Source organism: Bradyrhizobium sp. cir1 (assembly GCF_014198245.1).
Taxonomy (GTDB): Bacteria; Pseudomonadota; Alphaproteobacteria; order Rhizobiales; family Xanthobacteraceae; genus Bradyrhizobium.
Window position 1 is genome coordinate 13,432 of sequence record NZ_JACIHE010000038.1, and the last position, 21,545, is coordinate 34,976.

General features: G+C 64.9%; 22 protein-coding genes and 1 tRNA gene. 13 read left to right on the forward strand and 10 right to left on the reverse strand.

Annotated elements, in window-relative coordinates:
- Positions 1 to 58: 58 nt before the first annotated feature.
- Positions 59 to 1,387: an MFS transporter gene (locus tag GGD63_RS37405; RefSeq protein ID WP_183249957.1), complete on the forward strand. Its 1,329-nt coding sequence runs from the start codon at positions 59 to 61 to the stop codon at positions 1,385 to 1,387.
- A 198-nt stretch (positions 1,388 to 1,585) separates the two neighbouring features.
- On the opposite strand, the gene GGD63_RS37410 is transcribed toward GGD63_RS37405, so the two are convergent.
- Positions 1,586 to 2,977, reverse strand: coding sequence for a M48 family metalloprotease (locus GGD63_RS37410; protein WP_210316125.1), 1,392 nt, complete (start codon positions 2,975 to 2,977; stop codon positions 1,586 to 1,588).
- 110 nt (positions 2,978 to 3,087) lie between these two features.
- Positions 3,088 to 3,879 (reverse strand): thermonuclease family protein, encoded by a 792-nt coding sequence (locus GGD63_RS37415; protein ID WP_409334114.1) that lies wholly within the window; start codon positions 3,877 to 3,879, stop codon positions 3,088 to 3,090.
- A gap of 350 nt (positions 3,880 to 4,229) precedes the next feature.
- On the opposite strand from GGD63_RS37415, the gene GGD63_RS37420 reads away from it, so the two are divergent.
- From GGD63_RS37420 to GGD63_RS37430, 3 genes are all read left to right on the forward strand, one after another.
- A complete protein-coding gene (locus tag GGD63_RS37420) occupies positions 4,230 to 5,435 on the forward strand; it encodes an ABC transporter substrate-binding protein (protein ID WP_183249961.1) in 1,206 nt (401 codons plus the stop codon).
- A 152-nt stretch (positions 5,436 to 5,587) separates the two neighbouring features.
- A complete protein-coding gene (locus GGD63_RS37425) occupies positions 5,588 to 6,379 on the forward strand; it encodes an enoyl-CoA hydratase (RefSeq protein WP_312013492.1) in 792 nt (263 codons plus the stop codon).
- Positions 6,380 to 6,381: 2 nt separating this feature from the next.
- Positions 6,382 to 7,131, forward strand: a complete 750-nt coding sequence (locus GGD63_RS37430) for a hypothetical protein (RefSeq protein ID WP_183249963.1) — start codon at positions 6,382 to 6,384, stop codon at positions 7,129 to 7,131.
- 181 nt (positions 7,132 to 7,312) lie between these two features.
- Here the strand turns inward: GGD63_RS37430 and GGD63_RS37435 are convergent, their stop codons facing one another.
- The 3 genes from GGD63_RS37435 to GGD63_RS37445 all read right to left on the reverse strand — a co-directional run bounded on the left by GGD63_RS37435 (position 7,313) and on the right by GGD63_RS37445 (position 10,460).
- On the reverse strand, positions 7,313 to 8,131 hold the full coding sequence (locus GGD63_RS37435) for an enoyl-CoA hydratase/isomerase family protein (protein ID WP_183249965.1): 819 nt from the start codon (positions 8,129 to 8,131) through the stop codon (positions 7,313 to 7,315).
- Between the two features lie 85 nt (positions 8,132 to 8,216).
- Entirely contained in the window at positions 8,217 to 9,377 is a 1,161-nt protein-coding gene (locus GGD63_RS37440) for an acyl-CoA dehydrogenase family protein (RefSeq protein ID WP_183249967.1), read from the reverse strand.
- A gap of 18 nt (positions 9,378 to 9,395) precedes the next feature.
- The gene (locus GGD63_RS37445; protein ID WP_183249969.1) at positions 9,396 to 10,460 is read right to left on the reverse strand and encodes an acyl-CoA dehydrogenase family protein; all 1,065 of its coding nucleotides are present in this window, start codon (positions 10,458 to 10,460) and stop codon (positions 9,396 to 9,398) included.
- Between the two features lie 246 nt (positions 10,461 to 10,706).
- On the opposite strand from GGD63_RS37445, the gene GGD63_RS37450 reads away from it, so the two are divergent.
- On the forward strand, positions 10,707 to 11,492 hold the full coding sequence (locus GGD63_RS37450; protein WP_183249970.1) for an SDR family NAD(P)-dependent oxidoreductase: 786 nt from the start codon (positions 10,707 to 10,709) through the stop codon (positions 11,490 to 11,492).
- Positions 11,493 to 11,619: 127 nt separating this feature from the next.
- Here GGD63_RS37450 and GGD63_RS37455 read toward each other — a convergent pair whose 3' ends face one another.
- Both GGD63_RS37455 and GGD63_RS37460 read right to left on the reverse strand, forming a co-directional pair.
- Positions 11,620 to 11,892 carry a GlsB/YeaQ/YmgE family stress response membrane protein gene (locus GGD63_RS37455; protein WP_183249972.1) on the reverse strand — a complete coding sequence of 91 codons (273 nt, stop codon included), beginning with the start codon at positions 11,890 to 11,892 and terminating at the stop codon, positions 11,620 to 11,622.
- A 42-nt stretch (positions 11,893 to 11,934) separates the two neighbouring features.
- A complete protein-coding gene (locus GGD63_RS37460; RefSeq protein WP_183249974.1) occupies positions 11,935 to 12,528 on the reverse strand; it encodes a YidB family protein in 594 nt (197 codons plus the stop codon).
- A gap of 162 nt (positions 12,529 to 12,690) precedes the next feature.
- On the opposite strand from GGD63_RS37460, the gene GGD63_RS37465 reads away from it, so the two are divergent.
- On the forward strand, positions 12,691 to 13,698 hold the full coding sequence (locus GGD63_RS37465; RefSeq protein WP_183249976.1) for a 2-dehydropantoate 2-reductase: 1,008 nt from the start codon (positions 12,691 to 12,693) through the stop codon (positions 13,696 to 13,698).
- Between the two features lie 17 nt (positions 13,699 to 13,715).
- Positions 13,716 to 13,931: a hypothetical protein gene (locus tag GGD63_RS37470; RefSeq protein ID WP_183249978.1), complete on the forward strand. Its 216-nt coding sequence runs from the start codon at positions 13,716 to 13,718 to the stop codon at positions 13,929 to 13,931.
- Between the two features lie 221 nt (positions 13,932 to 14,152).
- Here GGD63_RS37470 and GGD63_RS37475 read toward each other — a convergent pair whose 3' ends face one another.
- On the reverse strand, positions 14,153 to 14,770 hold the full coding sequence (locus GGD63_RS37475) for a hypothetical protein (protein WP_183249980.1): 618 nt from the start codon (positions 14,768 to 14,770) through the stop codon (positions 14,153 to 14,155).
- A 209-nt stretch (positions 14,771 to 14,979) separates the two neighbouring features.
- Here GGD63_RS37475 and GGD63_RS37480 point away from each other — a divergent pair, with 209 nt between their 5' ends.
- From GGD63_RS37480 to GGD63_RS37495, 4 genes are all read left to right on the forward strand, one after another.
- On the forward strand, positions 14,980 to 16,008 hold the full coding sequence (locus GGD63_RS37480; RefSeq protein WP_183249982.1) for an alpha/beta hydrolase: 1,029 nt from the start codon (positions 14,980 to 14,982) through the stop codon (positions 16,006 to 16,008).
- Between the two features lie 157 nt (positions 16,009 to 16,165).
- A complete protein-coding gene (locus tag GGD63_RS37485) occupies positions 16,166 to 16,804 on the forward strand; it encodes an RraA family protein (RefSeq protein WP_183249984.1) in 639 nt (212 codons plus the stop codon).
- Positions 16,805 to 16,831: 27 nt separating this feature from the next.
- Positions 16,832 to 17,203, forward strand: a complete 372-nt coding sequence (locus tag GGD63_RS37490) for a cupin domain-containing protein (protein WP_183249986.1) — start codon at positions 16,832 to 16,834, stop codon at positions 17,201 to 17,203.
- Positions 17,204 to 17,256: 53 nt separating this feature from the next.
- Entirely contained in the window at positions 17,257 to 18,213 is a 957-nt protein-coding gene (locus GGD63_RS37495) for a tripartite tricarboxylate transporter substrate-binding protein (protein ID WP_183249988.1), read from the forward strand.
- Positions 18,214 to 18,308: 95 nt separating this feature from the next.
- Here GGD63_RS37495 and GGD63_RS37500 read toward each other — a convergent pair whose 3' ends face one another.
- Both GGD63_RS37500 and GGD63_RS37505 read right to left on the reverse strand, forming a co-directional pair.
- Positions 18,309 to 18,602, reverse strand: a complete 294-nt coding sequence (locus tag GGD63_RS37500) for a GYD domain-containing protein (RefSeq protein WP_183249990.1) — start codon at positions 18,600 to 18,602, stop codon at positions 18,309 to 18,311.
- Positions 18,603 to 18,709: 107 nt separating this feature from the next.
- Entirely contained in the window at positions 18,710 to 19,063 is a 354-nt protein-coding gene (locus GGD63_RS37505; RefSeq protein WP_183249991.1) for a VOC family protein, read from the reverse strand.
- 142 nt (positions 19,064 to 19,205) lie between these two features.
- Here GGD63_RS37505 and GGD63_RS37510 point away from each other — a divergent pair.
- Positions 19,206 to 19,282 (forward strand) — tRNA-Arg (locus GGD63_RS37510).
- 199 nt (positions 19,283 to 19,481) lie between these two features.
- Positions 19,482 to 21,497 carry an SPFH domain-containing protein gene (locus GGD63_RS37515; protein WP_183249993.1) on the forward strand — a complete coding sequence of 672 codons (2,016 nt, stop codon included), beginning with the start codon at positions 19,482 to 19,484 and terminating at the stop codon, positions 21,495 to 21,497.
- Positions 21,498 to 21,545: the final 48 nt, after the last annotated feature.

The following is a 21,545-nucleotide window of genomic DNA, read 5'->3' on the forward strand; positions in this document are numbered from 1 at the left end:
TTGCCTGGCTTCCCGCCGGGCGGTCGGCTTTGGTTTTCAGGACGTTAAGGGCGCACGAATGGCGACGGCACAGACCCCCGCAATGGCAGACCTCCACTCGGGCGAGCACGGCCACGACCAGGCCAGTCCCGGCGAGATCGCCATCGGCGTCATCATCGGGCGCACCTCGGAATTCTTCGACTTCTTCGTTTTCGCGATCGCCTCGGTGATCGTGTTCCCGCGCCTGGTGTTCCCGTTCACGAGCGAACTGACCGGTACCCTCTATTCCTTCATGATCTTCGCGCTGGCGTTTTTGGCGCGGCCGATCGGAACCGTCATTTTCATGACGGTGGACCGGGAATACGGCAAGACGGCCAAGCTGGTCTCGGCGCTGTTCCTGCTCGGCACCGCCACCGTCGCGCTCGCGTTCCTGCCCGGCTATCACGAGATCGGCGTTGCCGCGATCTGGCTGCTGGCGCTGGCGCGAATCGCGCAGGGTCTGGCTTGGGGCGGTGCCTGGGACGGCATGGCCTCGCTGCTGGCGTTGAATGCGCCGGCCTCGAAGCGCGGCTGGTACGCGATGGTGCCGCAACTCGGCGCCCCCCTCGGGCTGATCGTGGCGAGCGCGCTGTTCGCCTATTTCGCCGGCAACCTCTCGGCCGACGACTTCTTCGACTGGGGCTGGCGCTATCCGTTCTTCGTCGCCTTCGCCATCAACGTCGTGGCGCTGTTCGCGCGCCTGCGCATGGTGACGACGGAAGAATATGCCTCGCTGTTCGAGACCCGCGAATTGCAGCCCTCGCGCATCTCCGACACCGTCGCGCGCGAAGGCCACAACATCATGCTGGGCGCGTTCGCGCCGCTGGCGAGCTTCGCGCTGTTCCACATGGTCACGGTGTTTCCGCTGTCCTGGGTGTTCCTGTTCACCCGCGAGAGCCCGGTGCGCTTTTTGATCATCGAGATCGTCGCTGCTGCGTTCGGCGTCGGTGCGATCGTGCTCTCCGGCGTTATTGCTGACCGCGTCGGCCGCAAGTCGCTCTTGATGGGATCGGCGATCGCGATTGCGATCTACAGCGGCTTCGCGCCGCAGCTGCTCGACGCCGGCGCGTTCGGCGAGACCATCTACATGGTGATCGGTTTCATCCTGCTCGGCCTCTCCTTCGGCCAGTCCTCTGGTGCGATCGCCTCGAACTTCCGGCAGGCCTACCGCTACACCGCCTCGGCGCTAACCTCGGACATGGCCTGGCTGTTCGGCGCGGGCTTTGCACCGCTGGTCGCGTTGCTGCTCGCCACCAATCTCGGTGTCATCGCCTCGGGTGCGTATCTGCTGTCGGGTGCGTTCTGGACCCTGCTCGCGCTCTGGCTCAGCGGCCAGCGCGAGGCCGGTGACATGGACGCGGGGCGCTGAGGTTCGCGCCGTCGCCACATCACAGGTGTCGTAGGGTGGGCAAAGGCGCATCGCGCCGTGCCCACCATCTTTCAGCGATCACGATAGAGAAGTGGTGGGCACGCTTCGCTTTGCCCAACCTACGACAGCGAATTTGTAGCTCCAGATCCCGGGTTCGCTGCTCAAGCGCGCCCCGAGATGACGTGCGCTTAGCGCACGTCAATCCGCGACGATCTTCACGCGATCCCGCACCTTCACCTGCGCGGTGCGATCGAGGCCGTTGAGCACGCGGAAGCGTTCGGCGGGGTGATCGACGCCGGACATGCGATGGGAGAGCGATTCCACGGTGTCGCCGGGCTGAACGGTGATGACTTTGATGCGCAGCGGCCGCGCGGCCTGGATCTCGTCGAGCGTCAGGCGGCGGAATGAGTTGACGGTCTCGCGTGCGTTCCGCTCGCTCTCGGTCGACTTCTGTCGTGTCGCGAAGATGAAGCGGTAGACGTCGCTGCCGAAGCGCAGCGCGTAGACCTTGAACTGCCACTGGTCGCCTTTGGCGGTGGCGGACGCGGCCGGGAAGCCGTTGATGGTGAGGTCCTCGGTCGAGGCCTTCTCGACGCCTTCCATCCAGCCCGAATTCAGGTAGTCGCCGAGCGACTGCTCGGCCGGCACGCGTACGACGTCGAAGCGCATCGCCTGCGAGCCGCCGTCGCGCACGCCGATCACGGCCTGCGCGGTGTTGTCGAGCGTGAAATTGTCAGGCGCCTGGAAGGTGAAGCCGAGTTTCGGATGCAGGAAACGGCGGCCACGGACAAAGCCTTCGCTGGGGTCTTCGCCATAGACGAGGTTGTCGATCGCGGCGAGATAGCTCTCGCGGTCGCGCTCGGCGCCTTCAGGGGCCGAGTATTGCCGTGCGATGTTCTGCGCATTCTGCACGCGTTCCGGCGTTGCCGGATGCGACGAGGTGAAATCCTGCGCGCGCGGATCGAGCGAGCTCTTGCCGGCCTTCAGCTCGGCATTGCGTTCCATCGCCGAGAGGAAGCGCGCGGCGCCATAAGGGTCGAAATGCGCCTTGGCGGAGATGCCGACGCCGATGCCGTCAGCCTCGAACTCCTGGTTGCGCGAGAAGCTCGCCATGGTGAGCTTGGTCTTGGCGAGCGCGAGCGCGGTGAGATCCGGGTCGTTGCTCATGTCGGTGACGACACGGGTGACGATCGCGGCCTGGCGCGCCTGGTCCTCGCGCATCGCGGCGTGCTTGGACAGCACATGCGCCATCTCGTGGCTGAGCACGGAGGACAATTCCGAGGTGTCGCTCGCCAGCGCCAGCAGGCCGCGCGTGACATAGAGCTGGCCGTTCGGCAGCGCGAACGCATTCACCGCGCCGGAATTGAGAATGGTGACCTTGTAGCCCTGGTCGGGACGGTCCGACGCGGCGACCAACCGGTCGACGGTCTTGCTGACGAGCGATTCGAGCCTGGGGTCGTCATAGGCGCCGCCATAGCTCACCAGGATGCGCTCGTGCTCCTTCTCGGTGGCGGGGGTCTGCGCGACCGCCGGCTTCGGCTTGGGCATCGCGACGGTCGGCGGGGCGGCGGCGGTCTGGAACCGGTTCATGTCGCCGCAACCGGCGAGAAGCCCGCCCAGCGCCAGGCATAGCGCGGCGGGCGCCGCCCACAGGCGGCGTTCACTCCGTACGTGCTGTTCTAGCACCCCATTCACGTCGCTTAACCCGTGCCTGGCCCCTTTGAGGGCCCTACCCCTGTCGGCTCGTTTGCGCCCAGCAACTCGACCTGCCCTATGAGCCGCACATCAATCCGCGGCCCGGTATTCCCCTCGACCCAGCCCCGGACACGAATTCGCCGATTCTCCAAGGACTTAAGGGTAATCCCGGCGCTTTCGAATGCCGGTAGCGTGCGCCTTGAAATAGTCACGGCAAAGCCGCGTGTCCAGTTCCGTCCGAAGTTGAGGTAGGTCATTGCCCCAGCTTGCCGGACCGACAGGACTTTGCCCTCGACCACCATAAAGCGCCCGATCCCCGCCAAAATATCGTCCGGACTTTCCGCGTTTTTTATGGCCGATGGGTCAGCCCAGTTGCCCATTTTTTGGCGCCTCGCCTGGGCCTCCGACGCCAGCAGGGCGGCCGCGCAGTCCTTGTCGGCGATTTCGGCCGAGGCGATGGCCTCGCCCCGGGCCAGCAGCGTGGCCTGCACCGAGGTATCGCTTTCGCCGATGAAGACGAACGCGCCCTGGCGGCCGTAGCGGTCGGGCGTGTCGTCGGCGCCTCGCAGCGTTACGTCGCGGCCGGCGAGCAGGGATGTCAGCGTCTGCTTCGTCGTCGCCGTCGGTTCGATGCCGGCAAGGCGGATCTCGCGACCGTCATCGAGGCGCACGCTGCGCGCATCGACGATGGCGGCGACGCGGCCCTCGCCCTGCGATTCGAATTGGCATGGTGCCGCGAACGCGGTGTGACCCGCGACGAGAAGAAATGCGACGATGAAGTGAAGCCGTTGCGTCACGTTGCCCGGAGAGGTTGCATTACGCGGAAACTATAACTCATGCGTAGTGGGTCGCGAAGGGGCTTCGTCAAACTCCGTCATTGCGAGGAGCCCTCGCGACGAAGCAATCCAGAATCTTTCCGCGGATGTATTTCTGGATTGCTTCGCTGCGCTCGCAATGACGACGCGGAAACATTTGGTCGTGCCTTACCATTCCGCTTTGCGGAAAACATGCGCGACAATCATACACCTTCATCGCCCCCGTGCTTGCTGCCCTCTCGCGCATGCGGCATGATTGCGGCAACAACGATTGCCAAAAGCAATAACCAAGCCGCCATCAGAGCACGGCGCGATAAGGGAGGTCTTTTTCGATGAAGAATATTTTGTCCGGCATTTTTGCCGCTGCGTTTGCCCTGAGTGCGAGCGCCGCGCAGGCCCAGGACAAGCCGCCACTCAAGATCGGCGGCATTCTCGACATGTCGAGCCTGTATGCCGACATCACAGGTCCCGGCAGCGAGACTGCGGCGAAGATGGCCGTTGAGGATTTCGGCGGCGAGGTGCTGGGACGCAAGATCCAGGTGCTGGCCGCCGACCATCTCAACAAGGCCGACCTCTCCGCCAACATCGCCCGCGACATGCTCGACAACCAGGGCGTCGAGATGATCTACGACGTCGCGGCCTCCGCGACCGCGCTCGCCGCCGGCGAGATCGCGAAAGCGCGCAACAAGATCATCATGTTCAACGGACCGGGCTCGATCCGCCTCACCAACGAGGCCTGCGGCCCCTATACCGTGCACTACGTGTTCGACACCTTCGGCCAGGCCAACGTGACCGGCCTTGCCGCGGTGAAATCCGGCCTCGACACCTGGTTCTTCCTCACCGCCGATTACGCCTTCGGCCAGGATCTGGAAAAGGACACCAGCAACGTCGTGACCAAGACTGGAGGCAAGGTGCTCGGCAATGTCCGCCATCCGCTCAACACGTCGGATTTTTCCTCGTTTCTGCTCCAGGCCCAGTCCTCGAAGGCCAAGGTGATCGGGCTGGCGAACGCCGGTGGCGACACCGTCAACGCCATCAAGCAGGCGGCCGAGTTCGGCATCACCAAGGGCGGCCAGAAGGTCTCGCCGCTGCTCGCCTTCGTCACCGATATCGACTCGATCGGGCTGGAGACCGCACAGGGCCTGTTGCTGGCGGAAGCGTTCTACTGGGACATGAACGACGAGACGCGCGCCTTCTCGAAACGCTTTCAGGAGCGCGTGAAGCGGCCGCCGACCTCGGCGCAGGCCGGGGTCTATTCTTCCGTGACGCATTACCTCAAGGCCGTGAAGGCGGCCGGAACGACCGATGTCACCGCGGTCATGAAGGTGATGAAGGAGACGCCGATCAACGACTTCTTCGCCAAGGGTGGCAAGATCCGCGAGGATGGCCGCATGATCCACGACATGTACCTGTTCGAGGTGAAGAAGCCGTCGGAGTCCAAGGGCCGCTGGGACGACTACAAGCTGCTCGCCACCGTGCCCGGCAACGAGGCGTTCCAGTCGCTGGAGCAGTCGCGCTGCCCGCTGGTGAAGAAGTGACGTCGTGACGTGAGCCACGACGTCATCCCGGGGCTCGCGTAGCGAGAGCCCGGGATCCATCGGGCGGCAGTGATCGATGAGAAATGGATTCCGGGTTCGCGCTTTGCGCGCCCCGGAATGACGGAGCAAAGCAACAACAAGGGAGACGTCCTGTGAGCAACGACATGGTCCTGCAAAAGCTCGAAGGCGGACTGCTCACCATCACCATGAACCGCCCGGAGCGGAAAAACGCGCTCAACCCCGACATGGTGCGCGGGCTGGTCGAGGCGGCGCGGCGTGCCGCTGACGATCCGGAGGTGCGCGCGGTGCTGTTCAAGGGCGCCGGCGGCAGCTTCTGCGTCGGCGGTGACGTCAAGTCGATGGCGGAGGGCCGCGCGCCGCTGCCGTTCGAGCAGAAGCTTGCGAATTTGCGCCGCGGCATGGAGGTCTCGCGCATCCTGCACCAGATGCCGAAACCGGTGGTGGCGCAGCTCGACGGTGCGGCGGCCGGCGCCGGGCTTTCGATGGCGCTGTCCTGCGATCTGCGCATCGCCAGCGAATCCTGCAAGATCACGACGGCCTTCGCCAAAGTCGGCTTCTCCGGCGATTACGGCGGCACCTATTTCCTCACCCAGCTGCTCGGCAGTGCGCGGGCGCGCGAGCTCTATCTGATGTCGCCGGTGCTGACCGCGAGGGAAGCGCATGCCATCGGCATGGTCACGAAGGTCGTGCCCGACGCCGAGATTGATGCGGCCGCGCACGAGCTCGCGCTGTCGCTGGCGCAAGGGCCTTCGATCGCGCTCGGCTTCATCAAGCGCAACATCAACAACGCCGAGCATCTGGCGCTGGAGGATTGCTTCGACGGCGAGGCGATCCATCACACCCGCTGCGGCGACACCGCCGATCACAAGGAGGCCGCAAAGGCCTTCGTCGAGAAGCGCAAGCCCGCCTTCAGGGGCGAGTGACGATGTCGTCGTATCTGCGCTTGCGGCAGATCTGCCTGGTCGCGCCGCAGCTCGAGCCCGTGATCTCCGACATCGCCCGGATCATGGGTCTCGCCGTCTGCTACCGCGACGGCAATGTCGCAAAATACGGCCTGGAGAACGCGCTGCTCCCGGTCGACACGATCCTGCTGGAGGTGGTGGCGCCGTTCAAGGACGGCACCACGGCGGGCCGCTTCATCGAAAAGACCGGCGGCCGCGGCGGCTACATGGCGATCTTCTGCTGCGATGATCCCGAGGAGCGCGGCCGCAATGCCAATAGGCTGGGCGTGCGCACCGCCAACGTGATCGACCACGCGCCCTATCACGGCGTCCAGCTCCACCCGCGCGACTGCCGCGCAGCCTTCATCGAATTCAACCACACCGAAGGCAGCGACGATAGTCTGGGCCCGTATCCGCCGGCGGGGCCGGACTGGCAGAAGTTCATTCGCACGGACGCGACGCAGGCGCTGACGGGTGTGGAGATGCAGAGCCCGGATCCGCAAGGGCTGGCGGAGCACTGGGGCAAGATCATCGGTGTTGCGCCGAATGATGAGGCCGAACTGAACTTGCCCAATGCCAGCTTCCGCTTCGTCAAAGGCGCCAGCGAGATCATGAGCGCGCTGGAGTTTCGGGTGACTGACGTGGCGCAGGTGCTGCATACCGCCAAGGCGAAGGGGCTCGCGGTCGCGGGCAATGAGTTTCTGCTGGGTGGGGTGACGTTCCGCGTGAATTGATCTGCTTCTTTGTTATCCGTCACCCTGAGGTGCTCGCCTCTTCGGCGAGCCTCGAAGGGCGACGGCCACCGGCGGGGCCGTTCATCCTTCGAGGCTCTCCGCACGCTGCTGCGCACCGTGCAGATCGCACCTCAGGATGACGGATGGACGTGTGGTGGCTCAAGGAAGAAGAAGAAGGGAGTCACCTTCCCTTAAAATTTGCCGCGCGGCGCTCTTCCGTGGCCTTGACGCCTTCCTTGAAATCCTCCGTCGCGCGCAACCTTGTCTGCTCGGCGAGTTCGTGATTGGTCGCGGCCATGACTCGGTCGGCGAGGCCATTGCGTATCGTGGCGCGGGTCGAGAGCAGGCCGAGCGGGGAGCATTCGGCGATCTCGCCGGCGAGCTTCATCGCGGCCGACTTCACCTGGTCCTGCGGCACCAGCTCGTTGGCGAGGCCCCATTTGTAGGCCTCTTCGCCGGTGACACGGCGGCTGGTGTAGAACATCAGCTCGGCGTTGTTCTTGCCGATCAGCTCGGGCAGCGTCACGGTCAGGCCGAAGCCGGGATGGAAGCCGAGCTTGGTAAAGTTGGCGGAGAAGCGCGCTTCGGGGCAGGTGACACGGAAGTCCGCGGATACCGCGAGGCCCAGGCCGCCGCCGATGGCCGCGCCCTGCACGGCAGCGACGATCGGCTTCTTGGCGCGGAAGATGCGCACGGCCTGGATGTAGAGATGGCTGATCTGCCCGAGATTGTCGGCCGGGTCGCCCTTCCTCGCTTGCTCGGCCTCACGTGCTTCCTGCGCCTGCCGCGCCGGGTCGCCGAAATTGGCGCCGGCGCAGAACGCCTTGCCCTGCGCGGAGAGAACGGAAGCACGGATCTCGATGTCGCGGTCGAACTCGTCGAGCGCGTCCGCGATCTGGTTGATCAGCGAGATGTCGAAGAAGTTGAGCGGCGGGCGGCGAATCTCGATGGTGCCGACATGCCCGACCTTCTCGACGCCGATGTCTTTATACGTGCTCATTTGGCCTCCAGTGTCTCAGTAGCGAAGGACCACCTCTCCCAAAGGGAGAGGTGAACGGAGCGCGCGGCCGGCGTCTCGGTCCCATCTAGCGCAAGCCAAGCCCGCGGGCGATGATGCCGCGCAGCACCTCGGTGGTGCCGCCCTGGATCGTGAGTTTCGGCGCGGTCTTGATCGCGAAGTCGAGCTGCCGCTCCAAGGTCTCGCGGTTGGTCGCGGTCTCCTCGACGAAGGCGGCGAGATCGCGCACGCGGTGCGGAAGCTGCTGCTCCCAGACCGTGCCGATGTCCTTGACGATGGACGCCTCGACCACCGGCTCTTTGCCGGCCTGTAGCATGCCGGCAACCGAGACCGACATGCGCCGCATGGTGTGAAGCTGCGCGACCAGCCGGCCGATGCCTTCGGCACTGCGCGTGTCCGGATTGGGGCCGACCGCGCGCACCAGCTCCGTCAGCACATAATAGGTCTCCAGGAAACGCTCGGGCCCCGAACGCTCATAGGCGAGCTCGCTCGTCGCCTGCTTCCAGGCGCCGTCGACTTCGCCCAGCACGTGATCATCCGGAATGAAATGATCGGTGAAGACGACCTCGTTGAACTCGTACTGCCCGGTGATCTGGCCGATCGGGTTCACCTTGATGCCCGGCTGCTTCATCTTGACCAGGAACTGGGTCAGGCCGTGACGGCGATTCTCCTTGGTCGGCGGCGAGGTCCGGAAGATCGCGATCATGTAGTCGGCGATGTGCGCCGACGAGGTCCAGATCTTGGTGCCGTTGATGAGATAACCGCCCTCTGTCTTGGTCGCGCGCGTCTTGGCCGCGAACAGGTCGGAGCCCGAGTTCGGCTCGCTCATGCCGATGGCAAAGCAGATCTCGCCGCGGCAGATCCGCGGCAGGATCTCCATCTTGATGTGCTCGGGCGCGTATTTCAGCAGTACCGGGCCGCTCTGGCGGTCGGCGACGAAGAAGCGCCGCGTCGGCGCATTGGCGACGCGCATCTCCTCGGTGACCACGTAGCGCTCGAGGAAGGAGCGCTCCTGGCCGCCATATTTCTTCGGCCAGGTCATTCCCAGCCAACCCTTGGCACCGACCCGGCGGGAAAATTCCGGTGCGTCGGTGTCCTCGCGGTTGGGCTTGTTCGGATCGAAGGTGCCGGCGGCGATTTCTTCGGCGAGGAAGGCGCGCACTTCCTTGCGCAATTGCTCGCACTTTTCGGGCAGGCGGATCGGATCGAAACGGAGGGCAGCGGTCATTGTTGTCTCGTCTCCTGATCAGCGCGACGCCACGAGCGGCCACAATTCATCGGCGCCTCTGGTGGCGACGAGCTTGCCGAGCTCGACGGCCCAATGACTTTCCGAACCGAAATCGTCGCGCCAGGCCAGCGCCCGCAGCGAGTAGCGGTGCAGGATGTGCTCCAGGGTGAAGCCAATCGCGCCATGGACCTGATGCGCGATCGCGCCGCCTTTTTCGGCCGCTTCCGCGCAGCGGATTTTTGCCGAGGCAGCCTCGAGATAGACTTCGTCGTTGAACGACTTTGCATTTGCAATGGCGTCGGCGGCAGATGTTGCGGCGGCAAGCGCCGCGGCGGATTCGCCGGCGAGGCGCGCGAGATTGTGCTGCACGGCCTGGAATTTCGAGATTTTCTTCTCGAAGGCGACGCGCTCGTTGGAGTAGCGCACGGAAATGTCGAGCATCGATTCCAGCGCGCCGGCGATCTGAAGGCTGCGCGCAACGCCGCCCATCAGCATCAGATTGGTCTGCTCAAAGCCCTTCGGTGCGGGCTTGATGGTAATCGGCTGGACCTTGTCGAGCGTGACGGTGTCACTGTGGTCGTAGCCGACATTGAGGCCGGATTCGATCCGCGCCTTGGTCGCATCGACCAGCGCAACGACCGCGCCATCCTTGCCGTGCGCCAGCACCGCAAAATGTTTCGCCGCCTTGGCAAAGGGCACGCCGCGGGCGCGGCCGGAGATCGCGCCGTCGGCATCGAGGGTGATGCGATCCTTCGGGCTCGCCGGCACGACCGTCATCTCGCCCTCGGGCGAGGTGATCTTCGCCTGTGCGAGCAGCCAGCCTGCGAGCATGGTCTCGGCGAGGGGAACTGCGACCGCGAAGCGACCAGCGGCGTTCAGCAGTGCAAAGCCATCGGCAAGGCTGGCGCCGGAGCCGCCGAGATCGTCGGGCACCCAGGACAGCGGCAGGCCGGCTTCGCTCAGTGCCTGCCACAGCGGCGCCTGCCACGAATTATTCTTGTCGTTGTTGATGGTTTGCGGATCGGCGAGATCGGCGAAGATTTTCTCCGCGGTCTCGACGACGATATTGTCACTCTCCGCCACAGCGTTCCCCGTGTTTTGCCATTGGCGCGTCCGGCCTGATCGGCCAGTGCGCAGTCTCTTCTTGCGCCCGATGATCGGAAAAAGCCATGGCCCTGACAAGCGTTGATCGCAGGTCCATCTGCGGGGCCGGCATGGGGGCAGGCTTCAAGAAATGCTAATTCCGCTTAGCGGAGTTTGCTCGATTTGCAGGGCGCGGCAAACTCGCTAAACAGGGCGCCACATCAGATACAGGGGAAGGAAATCCGGATGGCAAAAGACGGTTTGTGCGCAATCGTGACGGGGTCCGCATCCGGGCTCGGTGCAGCGACTGCGGAAATTCTCGCCCGGAGCGGGGCGCGGCTCGTCATCAACTATTCGTCGAGCCAGAAGGAGGCCGAGGCCACCGCGGAAGTCTGCCGCAAGGCCGGCGCGGCGGAGGTTCTGGTCGCGCAGGGCGACGTGTCGAAGGATGAGGATTGCCGCAAGATCGTCGCGGCAGCCAGCGGCTGGGGCCGGCTCGACATCCTCGTCAACAATGCCGGCACCACCAAGCATGTCGCCCATGCCGATCTCGACGGCCTGTCGGCTGAAGATTTCCAGCGGCTCTATGGTGTCAACACCATCGGCCCGTTCCAGATGGTGCGCGCCGCGCGCAGCCTGCTCGAGGCCGGTGCGAAGGCTTCGGGCCGGCCCTCCGCCGTCGTCAACGTGTCGTCGGTCGCCGGCATCAGCGGCGTCGGTTCGTCGATCGCCTATGCCGCGAGCAAGGGCGCGCTCAACACCATGACGCTGTCGCTGTCGCGCGCGCTGGCGCCGTTGATCCGCGTCAATACGGTGTGCCCCGGCTATATCGACACGCCCTGGTTCACCAAGGGCCGCGGCGAGGCCGGCGCCAAGCAGGTGCGCGACAGCGTGGTGGCGAAGGTGCCGCTGAAGGTCGCATCAACCGCCGACGACATCGCCCAGCTCGTCTGCTTCCTGGCGATGCCGGCCTCCAGCAACATGACCGGCGAGGTCGTGCGCATGGATGCGGGGATGCATTTGATTACGTAGTTCGTCATTGCGAGCGAAGCGAAGCAATCCAGTAATCTCTCCGTGGAGACATCCTGGATTGCTTCGTCGCAAGAGCTCCTCGCAATGACGGAGTGTGGGGGTGGCAGCGTGCCCACAGCCTATGCCGCTACCCTTTGATCACGCCGCTGGCCACCAGCCGGTGCCAGATGAACAGCACCACCACTGCGCCGATCGTGGCCATGATGAAGCCGGCGCCCTGGTCGGGGCTGTAATGACCAATGGCCTGGCCGACGAAGGTCGCGAGAAATGCGCCGGCAATGCCGAGGATGGTGGTGAGAATGAAGCCGCTCGGATTGTTCGGCCCCGGTGCAAGCCAGCGCGCGATGAGGCCGGCGACGAAGCCGACGATGATGATCCACAACAGGCCGCCCATGCTCATGAGTGTGCTCCCCTTCTCCTGAACGCGTAGATCAGACGTTGATTAGATTCTGCCCGAGATTTCGTTCTCGGTCGGCACCCGTCCATCTGGCGTCAGGTGATCGATCACCTGCGGCAGATACTGGCTGAGACCGGAGAGCAGCTCTTCGCGCGACAGTCCGCTCTGGGCAGAAAGGCTCTCGATCTGGTCGGCGCCGAGGGCGCTCGCGAGATCGCCGGGCGCGATCGGCTTGTTCTCGCCCTTGCCGACCCAGGAATTCGCGGTCTCGCCATGGCCGCTCTGCTGAAGCTGGTTGAGCAGATCGCCGAGCCCGCCGCTCAGCACGGTGCCGGCCGCGCCGCCGGCGAGCAGGCCACCGAGGCCGCCCTTGAGCAGATCGCTGAGGCCGCCGCTGCCGCCGGGCAGCGTGGCGTTGCCGGCATTGACCGGCGTCGGGGGCGGCAGCGGTGAGCGCTGCTGCGGGGCAGGCGCCGCGCCGGGCTGGCCTGCCGTCAGATGCTTGAACGCCTTCCAGGCGAGCAGGCCGAGCAGCGCCATGGTCATCGGCGACATGCCGCCGGAGGATTGCTCGGAGCTCGGCGTGTTGGGGCCGCGAGGGCCGTTCTGCATGCCGTTGAGGACATCGAGTAGACCCATGGTACTCTCCTTTGGCGTCTCGTTCGGCGAGCGCTCGCCGCTGACTGCCCCCGGGGCGAAAACATATGGGGCTCTCATGACGGTTACAAGGCGGATGCGTCGCAACCAATGGGCAGGCGGCGTTGCCTCTGCTATCGAAGGCGGGACGTTAGGGAGAACGAGGTGGTTGCGGATCGACCGATCGTGGTGGCCGGCGCGGGCGCCATCGGCTGTTTCGTCGGCGGCATGCTGGCGGCCGCCGGCCGCCGCGTCGCGCTCTTGGTGCGGCCGCGGGTGAAGACCGAGATCGAGCGGTTCGGCCTGCTTCTGACCGATTTCGACGGCTCCGAGAAGAAGCTCGGTGCCGGCCAGCTCGCGCTCTCGGAAGACCCTTCGATCTTCCACAGCGCCGGCATCGTGCTGGTGACGGTGAAGAGCGCCGACACCGCCGATGTCGCAGACCAGATCGCGCAGCATGCGCCGCAGGATGCCGTCATCGTCTCGCTTCAGAACGGTATCGGCAATGTCGCGGTGCTACGAGAGCGCCTCGGCGACCGGCGCGTGCTGGCCGGCATGGTGCCGTTCAACGTGGTCGCGATGGGCGAGGGTCGCTTCCACCGCTCGAGCTCCGGCGACATCCATGTCGGAGCAGACGCGGCAAACACCGCCGGGGCACTTTCGGCGCCCGGCCTTGACGTGCGCGCGAGCGGTGACATCACCGGCGTGCAATGGGGCAAGCTGATCATCAATCTGAACAACGCGCTCAGCGCGCTGTCCGACATGCCGCTCGCCGCGCAACTGGCCAACCGCGACTGGCGAAGATTGTTCGCCGACCAGATGGCGGAGGGGCTGGCCGCGCTGCACGCCGCCGGCATCGCGCCGGTGTCGGCGACGCCGATCCCGATGAACTGGTCTCCAACATTGCTGCGGCTGCCCGACATGATCTTCAACGCGATCCTCGGACGCACGATGAAGATCGATCCCGAGGCGCGCTCCTCGATGTGGCAGGATCTGAAGCAGGGCCGCAAGACCGAGATCGATTATCTCCAGGGCGCAGTCATCGCGCTTGCTGAGCAGAAGGATGTCGCCGTGCCGCTGATGCGCCGCATTGTTGCGCTGATCAGGGAGGCTGAACGCGCCGGCAAGGGCCCGCCCGGGCTGACACCGCAGCAGATTCGCGGGACGGCCTGAACGCAAGGAGGAACGCGATGAGGCGTTGTCTAATGATCGGGCTCGCGCTGACCGCGCTCTGCGGCGCATCGACGCTCGCCCTTGCGAGGCCGCCGACGGTCATGACCTCGCCCGGCTATGACAGGCGATTGCAGGAGAGCAGGTCGCAATTGGGTGGCTCGGCGACGACGACGGCGCCGTCGGATGCGCCGGTGGTCAAACCGAAGCGCAGCAAGAAGAAGCACACGGACTGAAGCCACACTCTCCGTCGTCGTCCCGGACAAGCGCGCCCAAAAGCGCGCGCCGATCCGGGACCCATAACCACAGGGAGAAGTTGTGGCGCGAGGCTGGTCACTCCGAGTCTTCGTCAAATTCAATTCGGTGGCTATGGGGCCCGGATCTACGCGCGCTTAAGGCGCGCTTGTCCGGGACGACAGCGGAGTTTGCGGCGGTAGCGGAACGAAAGCCGTGAGGCTCAGCCCTTCTTCGCCGGTTTGCTCGGCGTCGGGCTGAACAGCTTCTTCAAATCGTTCAAGCTTTCCGACAGCCGCGGCCATTCGCAGGAGAACGAGCCCTTGGTGCAGGGCGCGCCCTTCTGCCTCGGGCCTGCGGCCTGGACCTTCGGCCGCTCGACCGGCACCGGCACGCGCTCGGCCTCGGTTCGCAGGGCGATCTGCTGAAGCTGCTGGACCTGTTGCTCCTGCTGCTCGCGCTGCTGGCGGGCCGTGGCCTGGGCCGCTTCATTGCTGCGACGCTGATTGGCGAGGTAGGCGGTATAGGCTTCGTCGATCTTCCTCTGCTCCTCCGGCGTCGGGTTGGGTCCGGCGATGTCGAAGGTGCGGTCCTGGAGGAAGTCGTAATAGGTGTAGCCGCCGCCCGGCTTGCGGCGGCCCGCGAACTTGGCGTTGCAATCGGCGAGCGCGGATGTCTTCTCGGCCTTGGTTGCGGCCTTCTCGGCGGTATCAGCGCATTCCTCGAAGTCGACAGGGGCGCGCTTCCACCATTGCGCCTGGGCATGCGACTGCGTCAGCAGAAAAAATCCTGCTGCGGCAACGAGAAGCGCCGCACGACGCGATGCAACGACAACCGACATTCTACGAGAGCATTCCTTGCAAGACTCAACTCGAACCGAGTCGAGCCGGATTTTTGCCTCTTTATCGCCGGCTTGTCACCCGTGGAACCCGGGAATTTCATGGCTGTGATGCTGACATTTTTTGCTTGACGTGGCGCGGGAGTCACAGCCGCGCGCCACATGTTGCGCTTAGACTTTTATCGATTTGAATCCGAGGGGGAATCTCCGTCATGAGAGCGCTGGCCCGACTTGCCGCACTCGCCCTGGTGCTGACGTGCGGCCCTGCCTTCGCAGCGGAGGAGGATGCACCCAACCGCAAGCCGGTGAAGGCCATCGGCGATGCCAGGCTCCCGGTCGGCGGGCGGGGCATGCTGCCGCTTTACCTCTCCCGCGACTGGTCGATGCCGCTGCCGGCGATCTCGCGCGCGATCATCGTGCTGCATGGACGCCTGCGCAATGCCGACGAATATTACATATCGGCCAACAATGCGCAGGCCGCGGCGGGCGACGACGGCAAGAGTGCGCTGATGATCGTCCCGCAGTTTCTGGCGGAGATCGATATCGAGGCGCACAGGCTTTCCTCGGACATGCTGCGCTGGTCGCTGGAGGGGTGGGAGGGCGGCGATGCCGCGCTCGCGCCGAATCCGGTGTCGTCCTTCGAAGCGCTCGATGCGATCCTGGCAAAACTCTCGGACCGGCGTGTCTTTCCGAACCTGAAGCAGGTCGTGGTCGCCGGCCATTCCGGTGGCGGCCAGGTCGTGCAGCGCTATGCCATCGCGGGCAAGGGCGAGGCGCCACTGCTGCGCCAGCATATCGACATCCGCTACGTCGTCGCCAATCCCTCGTCCTATGCCTATTTCAGCACTGAACGGCCCGTGCCAGCGATTGCCGCATCCTGCTCCGGTTACAACAACTGGAAATACGGCATGGGCGACCGTCCGCCCTATCTCGCGGACGCGACGCCTGCGGCGCTCGAGCAGCGCTATGTCGAGCGCGAGGTGATCTACCTGCTCGGCACGCTCGACACCAATCCAAAACATTCCGCATTGGACAAGAGCTGCATGGCCGAGGCGCAAGGCGCCACGCGATACGTCCGCGGTCACGCCTATGCCGATGCGATGGCCAAGCGAGACAACGGCACCCCGAATCACCGGGTCTGGGATGTCGCCGGCGTCGGCCATGACGCCGACAGGATGCTCACCTCGAAATGCGGTCTCGCGGCGCTGTTCGACAGTCCGGGCTGCGGCGCCGAGCGCTGATGTCTTGAAGGCCCAGTTCCGGCTGTTACACTTCGCGCCGCGAGCGCCTCACCCCGAGGCGCGCTGCCAAGATGAAGGAAGGGCGCGCCTTCCGGATTTTGCCGGCGAAGGCGCCGGCGCATGCCGAATAAGAAAATTCACGAAAGGACTCTTTGACATGACGATCACGATCGCGGCGAACAGCGTGCCCAAACCGCCCGCCGAGATCATCGCGGGTTTTCGCGGCGCGCCGACCTCGGTCATCTCGGACAATCTCGCCCGGCTGCCCGGCGCGGTGGGGCTCAAGCCCTATCATCGCGGCAGCAAGCTGGTGGGGACGGCCTTCACCGTGCGCACCCGGCCCGGCGACAATCTCGCCATCCACCGCGCGCTCGAGCTGGTCGGGCCCGGCGACGTCATCGTGGTCGACGGCGGCGGTGATGAGACCCGCGCGCTGGTTGGTGAGATCATGAAGAACATCGCGCAATGGCGCAAAGCCGAAGGCTACGTCATCGACGGCGCGATCCGCGATGTCGCTGCCTTCGCGGCGGATGACTTCCCCTGCTACGCCCGCGCGGTGATCCATCGCGGTCCCTACAAGAACGGCCCCGGCGAGATCAACGTGCCTGTTACCGTCGGCGGCAGCGTGATTGCGCCCGGCGATATCGTGGTCGGCGACGAGGACGGCGTGGTGTCGTTTCCCGCCGCGGGCGCCGCCGCGCTGCTGGAAGCCGTCCGCGCCCAGGTCGCGCGCGAGGAGGAGACGCTGAAGGCGATCCGCGAGGGCCGCTACCAGGGCTCCTACGGCAAATCCTGACCAGAGAAGAACGAAGGGGAGAGCGGCGTGAGCCAGAAGGATGAATTCCACAACATCAACAATCCCGACGACGGGCTGTTTCGCGAGCTCGCCGCGGGGGTGTCCACACGCATCTTCTCCGGCGAGCAGGCGATGCTGTCGGTGGTGACGCTCGCGCCGCATGCGCAAGGAACGCTGCATCATCATCCCGAGGAGCAATGGGGCGTGCTGCTCGACGGCTCCGCCATCCGCGTCCAGGGCGATGAGGAAATCCCGGTGAAGAAGGGCGATTTCTGGCGCACGCCCGGCAACGTGCCGCACACCATGCGTGCCGGCCCCGATGGGGCCCGTGTGCTGGACATCTTCAGCCCGCCTCGGCCAGAATACAAAAAAGCGGGTTCGGGCTTCGGGACGACCTAAGCGCCAAAGAGCCAAAGAGCAAAAGCCGGGCGCAGAAACAAAGGGAGGGGACGATGACGATCACACGACGGGCGCTGCTGGCTGCGCCCGCCATCCTCGCGATGGCACCAGCCGCGGCTCAGGCCGGCAAGATCACGCTGGTGGTGCCGTTCCCGCCGGGCGGATCGACCGACGCGATGGCGCGGCTGCTCCAGAGCAATTTGCAGACAAAACTCAACCGCATCGTCGTGGTCGAGAACAAGTCGGGCGCCGCCGGCGCGCTCGGCGCGGCGCAGGTCGCCAAGAGCCCGGCGGACGGCTCGACATTCCTGGTCACCTTCGATTCCCACGCGGTGATCCCGTCGATCCTCGACAAGCCGCCGGTCGATGTCGAGCGCGAGCTGATGCCGGTGCTGCTGATCGGCACCGCGCCTTACGTGATCGCGGCCGGCGCGGGCCGTCCCTACAAGAGCTTTGCCGACGTGGTCGCGGCCTGCAAGGCGACGCCCGGTGCGGTCAAATACGCCTCCGTCGGCATCGGCACGCTCGGCCATCTCGCCATGACTGTGCTCGGCAACAAGGCCGGGGTCGAGATCATGCACGTGCCCTATCGCGGCGGTGGCCCGGCCATGAACGACGTGCTCGGCGGCCATGTCGATCTCATCGCGGGATCGGCTGCATTGGTCGCCGCCCAGCTCGGCACCAACATGCTGCGCCCGATCCTGCAGCTCGGCCGCGAGCGGCTTCCGGCTCTGCCAGATACGCAGACCGCGATCGAAGCAGGCTTCCCCGATTTCGAGACGCTGGCCTGGTGGGGCATCTTCGCGCCGGCGGGCACGCCGCCCGATATCGTGTCAGCCATGGCAACCGTGTCCAGGGAGATCCTGAGCGAGCCCGCCACCGCCGCCCAGCTCAAGGAAACCCAGCACATGACGCTGCTGCTCCAGGACGGCGCCGCCTTCAAGACCTTCTTCGACAAGCAGGTCGCCTACTGGGGCAAGGTGGTGCGGGACAACAATATCAGGGCATGAGACAAGCCCATGCCCGGGATTGCCATCCCGGGTCCGGTGCCAAGTTCGGTGGCAGGTCCGATATCAGGTCCGGTGCGCTCGCGCGGGCCCGAGCGTCAGAGCATCTTGCCAACGATCTTTGTCATGTCTGCTGCCGAAAACGCGCGCAGCGTTTCGGTGCGGACATTGCCGAGTGCGCTGAGACTAAGGCCGAGCGACATCGCGGCAGCCTCATCTGGAGCCTCGAGAACGGTCACAACGTCATATCGTCCCTGCGTCCAGACGATCTCTTTCACAGTCACGCCGAACGTTTTGGCCATCTCCTTGAAGGCTTCGGCCCGCTTCGGCGAGTCCTTGACGTTGCGAACTCCCTGATCGGTGAAGCTCCCCAGCACAACATAGGTTACCATGGTCGTCCTCCCTGGTTAGAACTTGAGGAAGCCCGTGCCAAGCTTGCCACGGCGGCGGAGACAGCGCTACTTGCGCGTTGGAACGTCAGCAGATGCGACTTATTCGGTCAGGACAACGGCCGTGCGAAACTGAGCTCGTGGCCGTCGGGGTCGGTGAGATGGAAGTAGCGCTCACCCCATTCGGCATCGCGCGGCGTGGTCGACGGCTGCCACCCGGCAGCGCGCGCCTGCGCGTAGGTCTCGTCGACATTGGCCACGTAGAAGATGACGCGGCCCCACCAGGACCAGCGCTTGTCTTCCGGCTGCGCAGTCAGATTGAGATAGCCGGTGCCGGCGCGAAAGCTCGTGAATGCGGCGGCTTCGCCACCATACAGGAGCTCGAACCCCAGCGACCGGTAGAAGTGCACGGCGCGCCCCATGTCATGCGTGCCGAGCGTGATGGCGCTGATGCTTTCGATCATGTGAGCTGCTCCGCCGAGAGGGGCCTGGAAGCGATTGTATAGCCGCCTCGTTCAGGTTGACGATGGCCTGGCCCGCCTGACGGCTGGCGAACCTCATTTTGCTCTGCTATGAGGGGATCGAACCCGTACCCACGGGTTCCGCGGTCCCGTAGCTCAGCCGGATAGAGCGACGGTTTCCTAAACCGTAGGTCGGAAGTTCGAGTCTTCCCGGGATCGCCATTCCATAATGCGGCTTTTCAGAATTTTCCGCTGACTCTTTCTCTTCCTCCCGTCAAGTCCCCAATAAAAAAAGATTGGCACGGCTTTACGTGCCAATCGGCTTGCGCGGCGGGTTCCCTGTTCACATCTGCGCTCCCGCAATTCTGGGGTGTGGCCTTGGTTAACAAGGTCGTCCAGTTGCGAATTTTGGAGATGAGCTATGGACCTCAATGGTTTCAATGGCGCCTGGCTGATCCAGCCGGGGCTGTGGGCCGCGGCAGCGATTGCGTTCGTCATCCTGCTGCGCCTTGCCAATATCTTTCGTTACATTCCGAACAACCAGGTCGGCATCGTCGAGAAGCTATGGTCGACCTCGGGATCGATCGACGGCGGCTTCATCGCGCTGAACGGTGAAGCCGGTTACGAGCCGGAAGTGCTGCGCGGCGGCCTGCACGTGTTCTTTCCGTTCATGTACCGCATCCACAAATCGGATCTGGTCACGGTCGGACAGGGCAAGATCGCCTATGTGTTCGCGCGCGACGGCGCGCCGCTTGGCGCATCGCAGGTGCTCGGCGCCAACGACAGCGAGGACAGGTCGGATTTCCAGGACGCGCGGCGTTTCCTGCTCGGCGGCGGCCAGAAGGGGCCGCAGCGCAAGATCCTGCGCGAGGGTACCTATGCGATCAACACGACGCAGTTCGCGATCATCACCGACGATCGCGTCTACGGCCATGCCCTGAGCGAGCAGGAGCGCGGCGTGCTCGACGCCATGCAGCTCACCATCGCCGAGCGCTGGGGCTTTGCACCCGTCGTGCTCGCGGCCGATCACGACCTCGTCGGCATTGTCACCGTGCATGACGGCCCGTCGCTGCCATCAGGCGAGATCATCGCGCCCGAGGTCGGCACTGACCTCCGCGACGAGGCGACCTTTCACAACAATTTCCAGGAGCCCGAGAAATTCCTGGCCGCCGGCGGCTATCGTGGCCGGCAGCTGCAGATCATCGTCGAGGGCACCTGGTACATCAACCGCCTGTTCGCAACCGTCGAGGCGGTGCCGAAGACGGTGATCCCGGTCGGCAATGTCGGCGTCGTCATCTTCTACACCGGCCCGCACAGCGACGACGTCTCCGGCGAGCAGTATCGCCACGGCGAGCTCGTGGTGAACGGCGGCCGCGGTGTCTGGAAGGATCCGCTCCTGCCCGGCAAATACGCGTTCAACACCTATGCCGGCAAGATCGAGATCATCCCGACCGTCAACTTCATCCTGAAATGGGTGCGCGGCGAGGTCGGTGCGATGAAGCTCGACGAGAACCTGTCGGAGATCTCGCTGATCACCAGGGATGCGTTCGAGCCGACGCTGCCGCTCTCGGTGGTGATGCATATCGACTACAAGAAAGCGCCGATGATCATCCAGCGCTTCGGCGACGTGAAGAAGCTGGTCGAGCAGACACTCGACCCGATGGTCAGCGCCTTCTTCAAGAACATCGCGCAGAAGATGACGCTGATCGAGCTGCTGCAGAACAGGGCCTCGATCCAGGAGGAATCGGCCGCGCAGATGAAGGCGAAGTTCGAGAGCTACTCTCTCGACCTCCAGGAAGTGCTGATCGGCACGCCGCGCGCGGCGGCCGGCGATCACACCATCGAGAACATCCTGATCCAGCTCCGTTCGCGCCAGATCGCGCGCGAGCAGATCGAGACCTATCAGGAGCAGGAGAAGGCCGCGGTACAGGAGCGCGCGCTCAACGAGGCCAAGGCAACGGCGGCGGCACAATCGGCGCTGACGCAGTCCCTCATTCAGATCAAGGTGAACGAGAACGAGGGCGCAGCCGCACTCGCCCGCGCGCAGAAGGACGCCGAGACCCGCAAGGTGACGGCGGCCGCGGTCGGTCAGCAGTCGCGGCTCGAAGGCCAGGGCGAAGCTGATCGCGTGCTTGCGGTCGGCACCGCCAACGCCCAGGCGACCAAGCTCGCGGTCGACGCCTATGGCGGACCTGAGTTCAGGCTGGCCGAGCAGAACTTCGCGAAGTTCGCGGAGGCGCTGACCAAGATCAACCAGCCGCTGGTGCCGCAATTCCTGATGTCGGGCGGACAGGGCCAGGAGAGCAGCAATGCTGGGCTGATCCCGACCGCGATGCTGAGCTCGATGTTCGGCCGCATGATGCCCGATGCCCTGGAGCGGCTGAAGGAGGAGGCGCCGAAGGCGGCCCGCAAGCCGAACGGACAGGATGCCCGCTGATTTGCTTGGCTGGTGTGAAAATTGCTAACAGAAGCGGCCGGGCTGGAA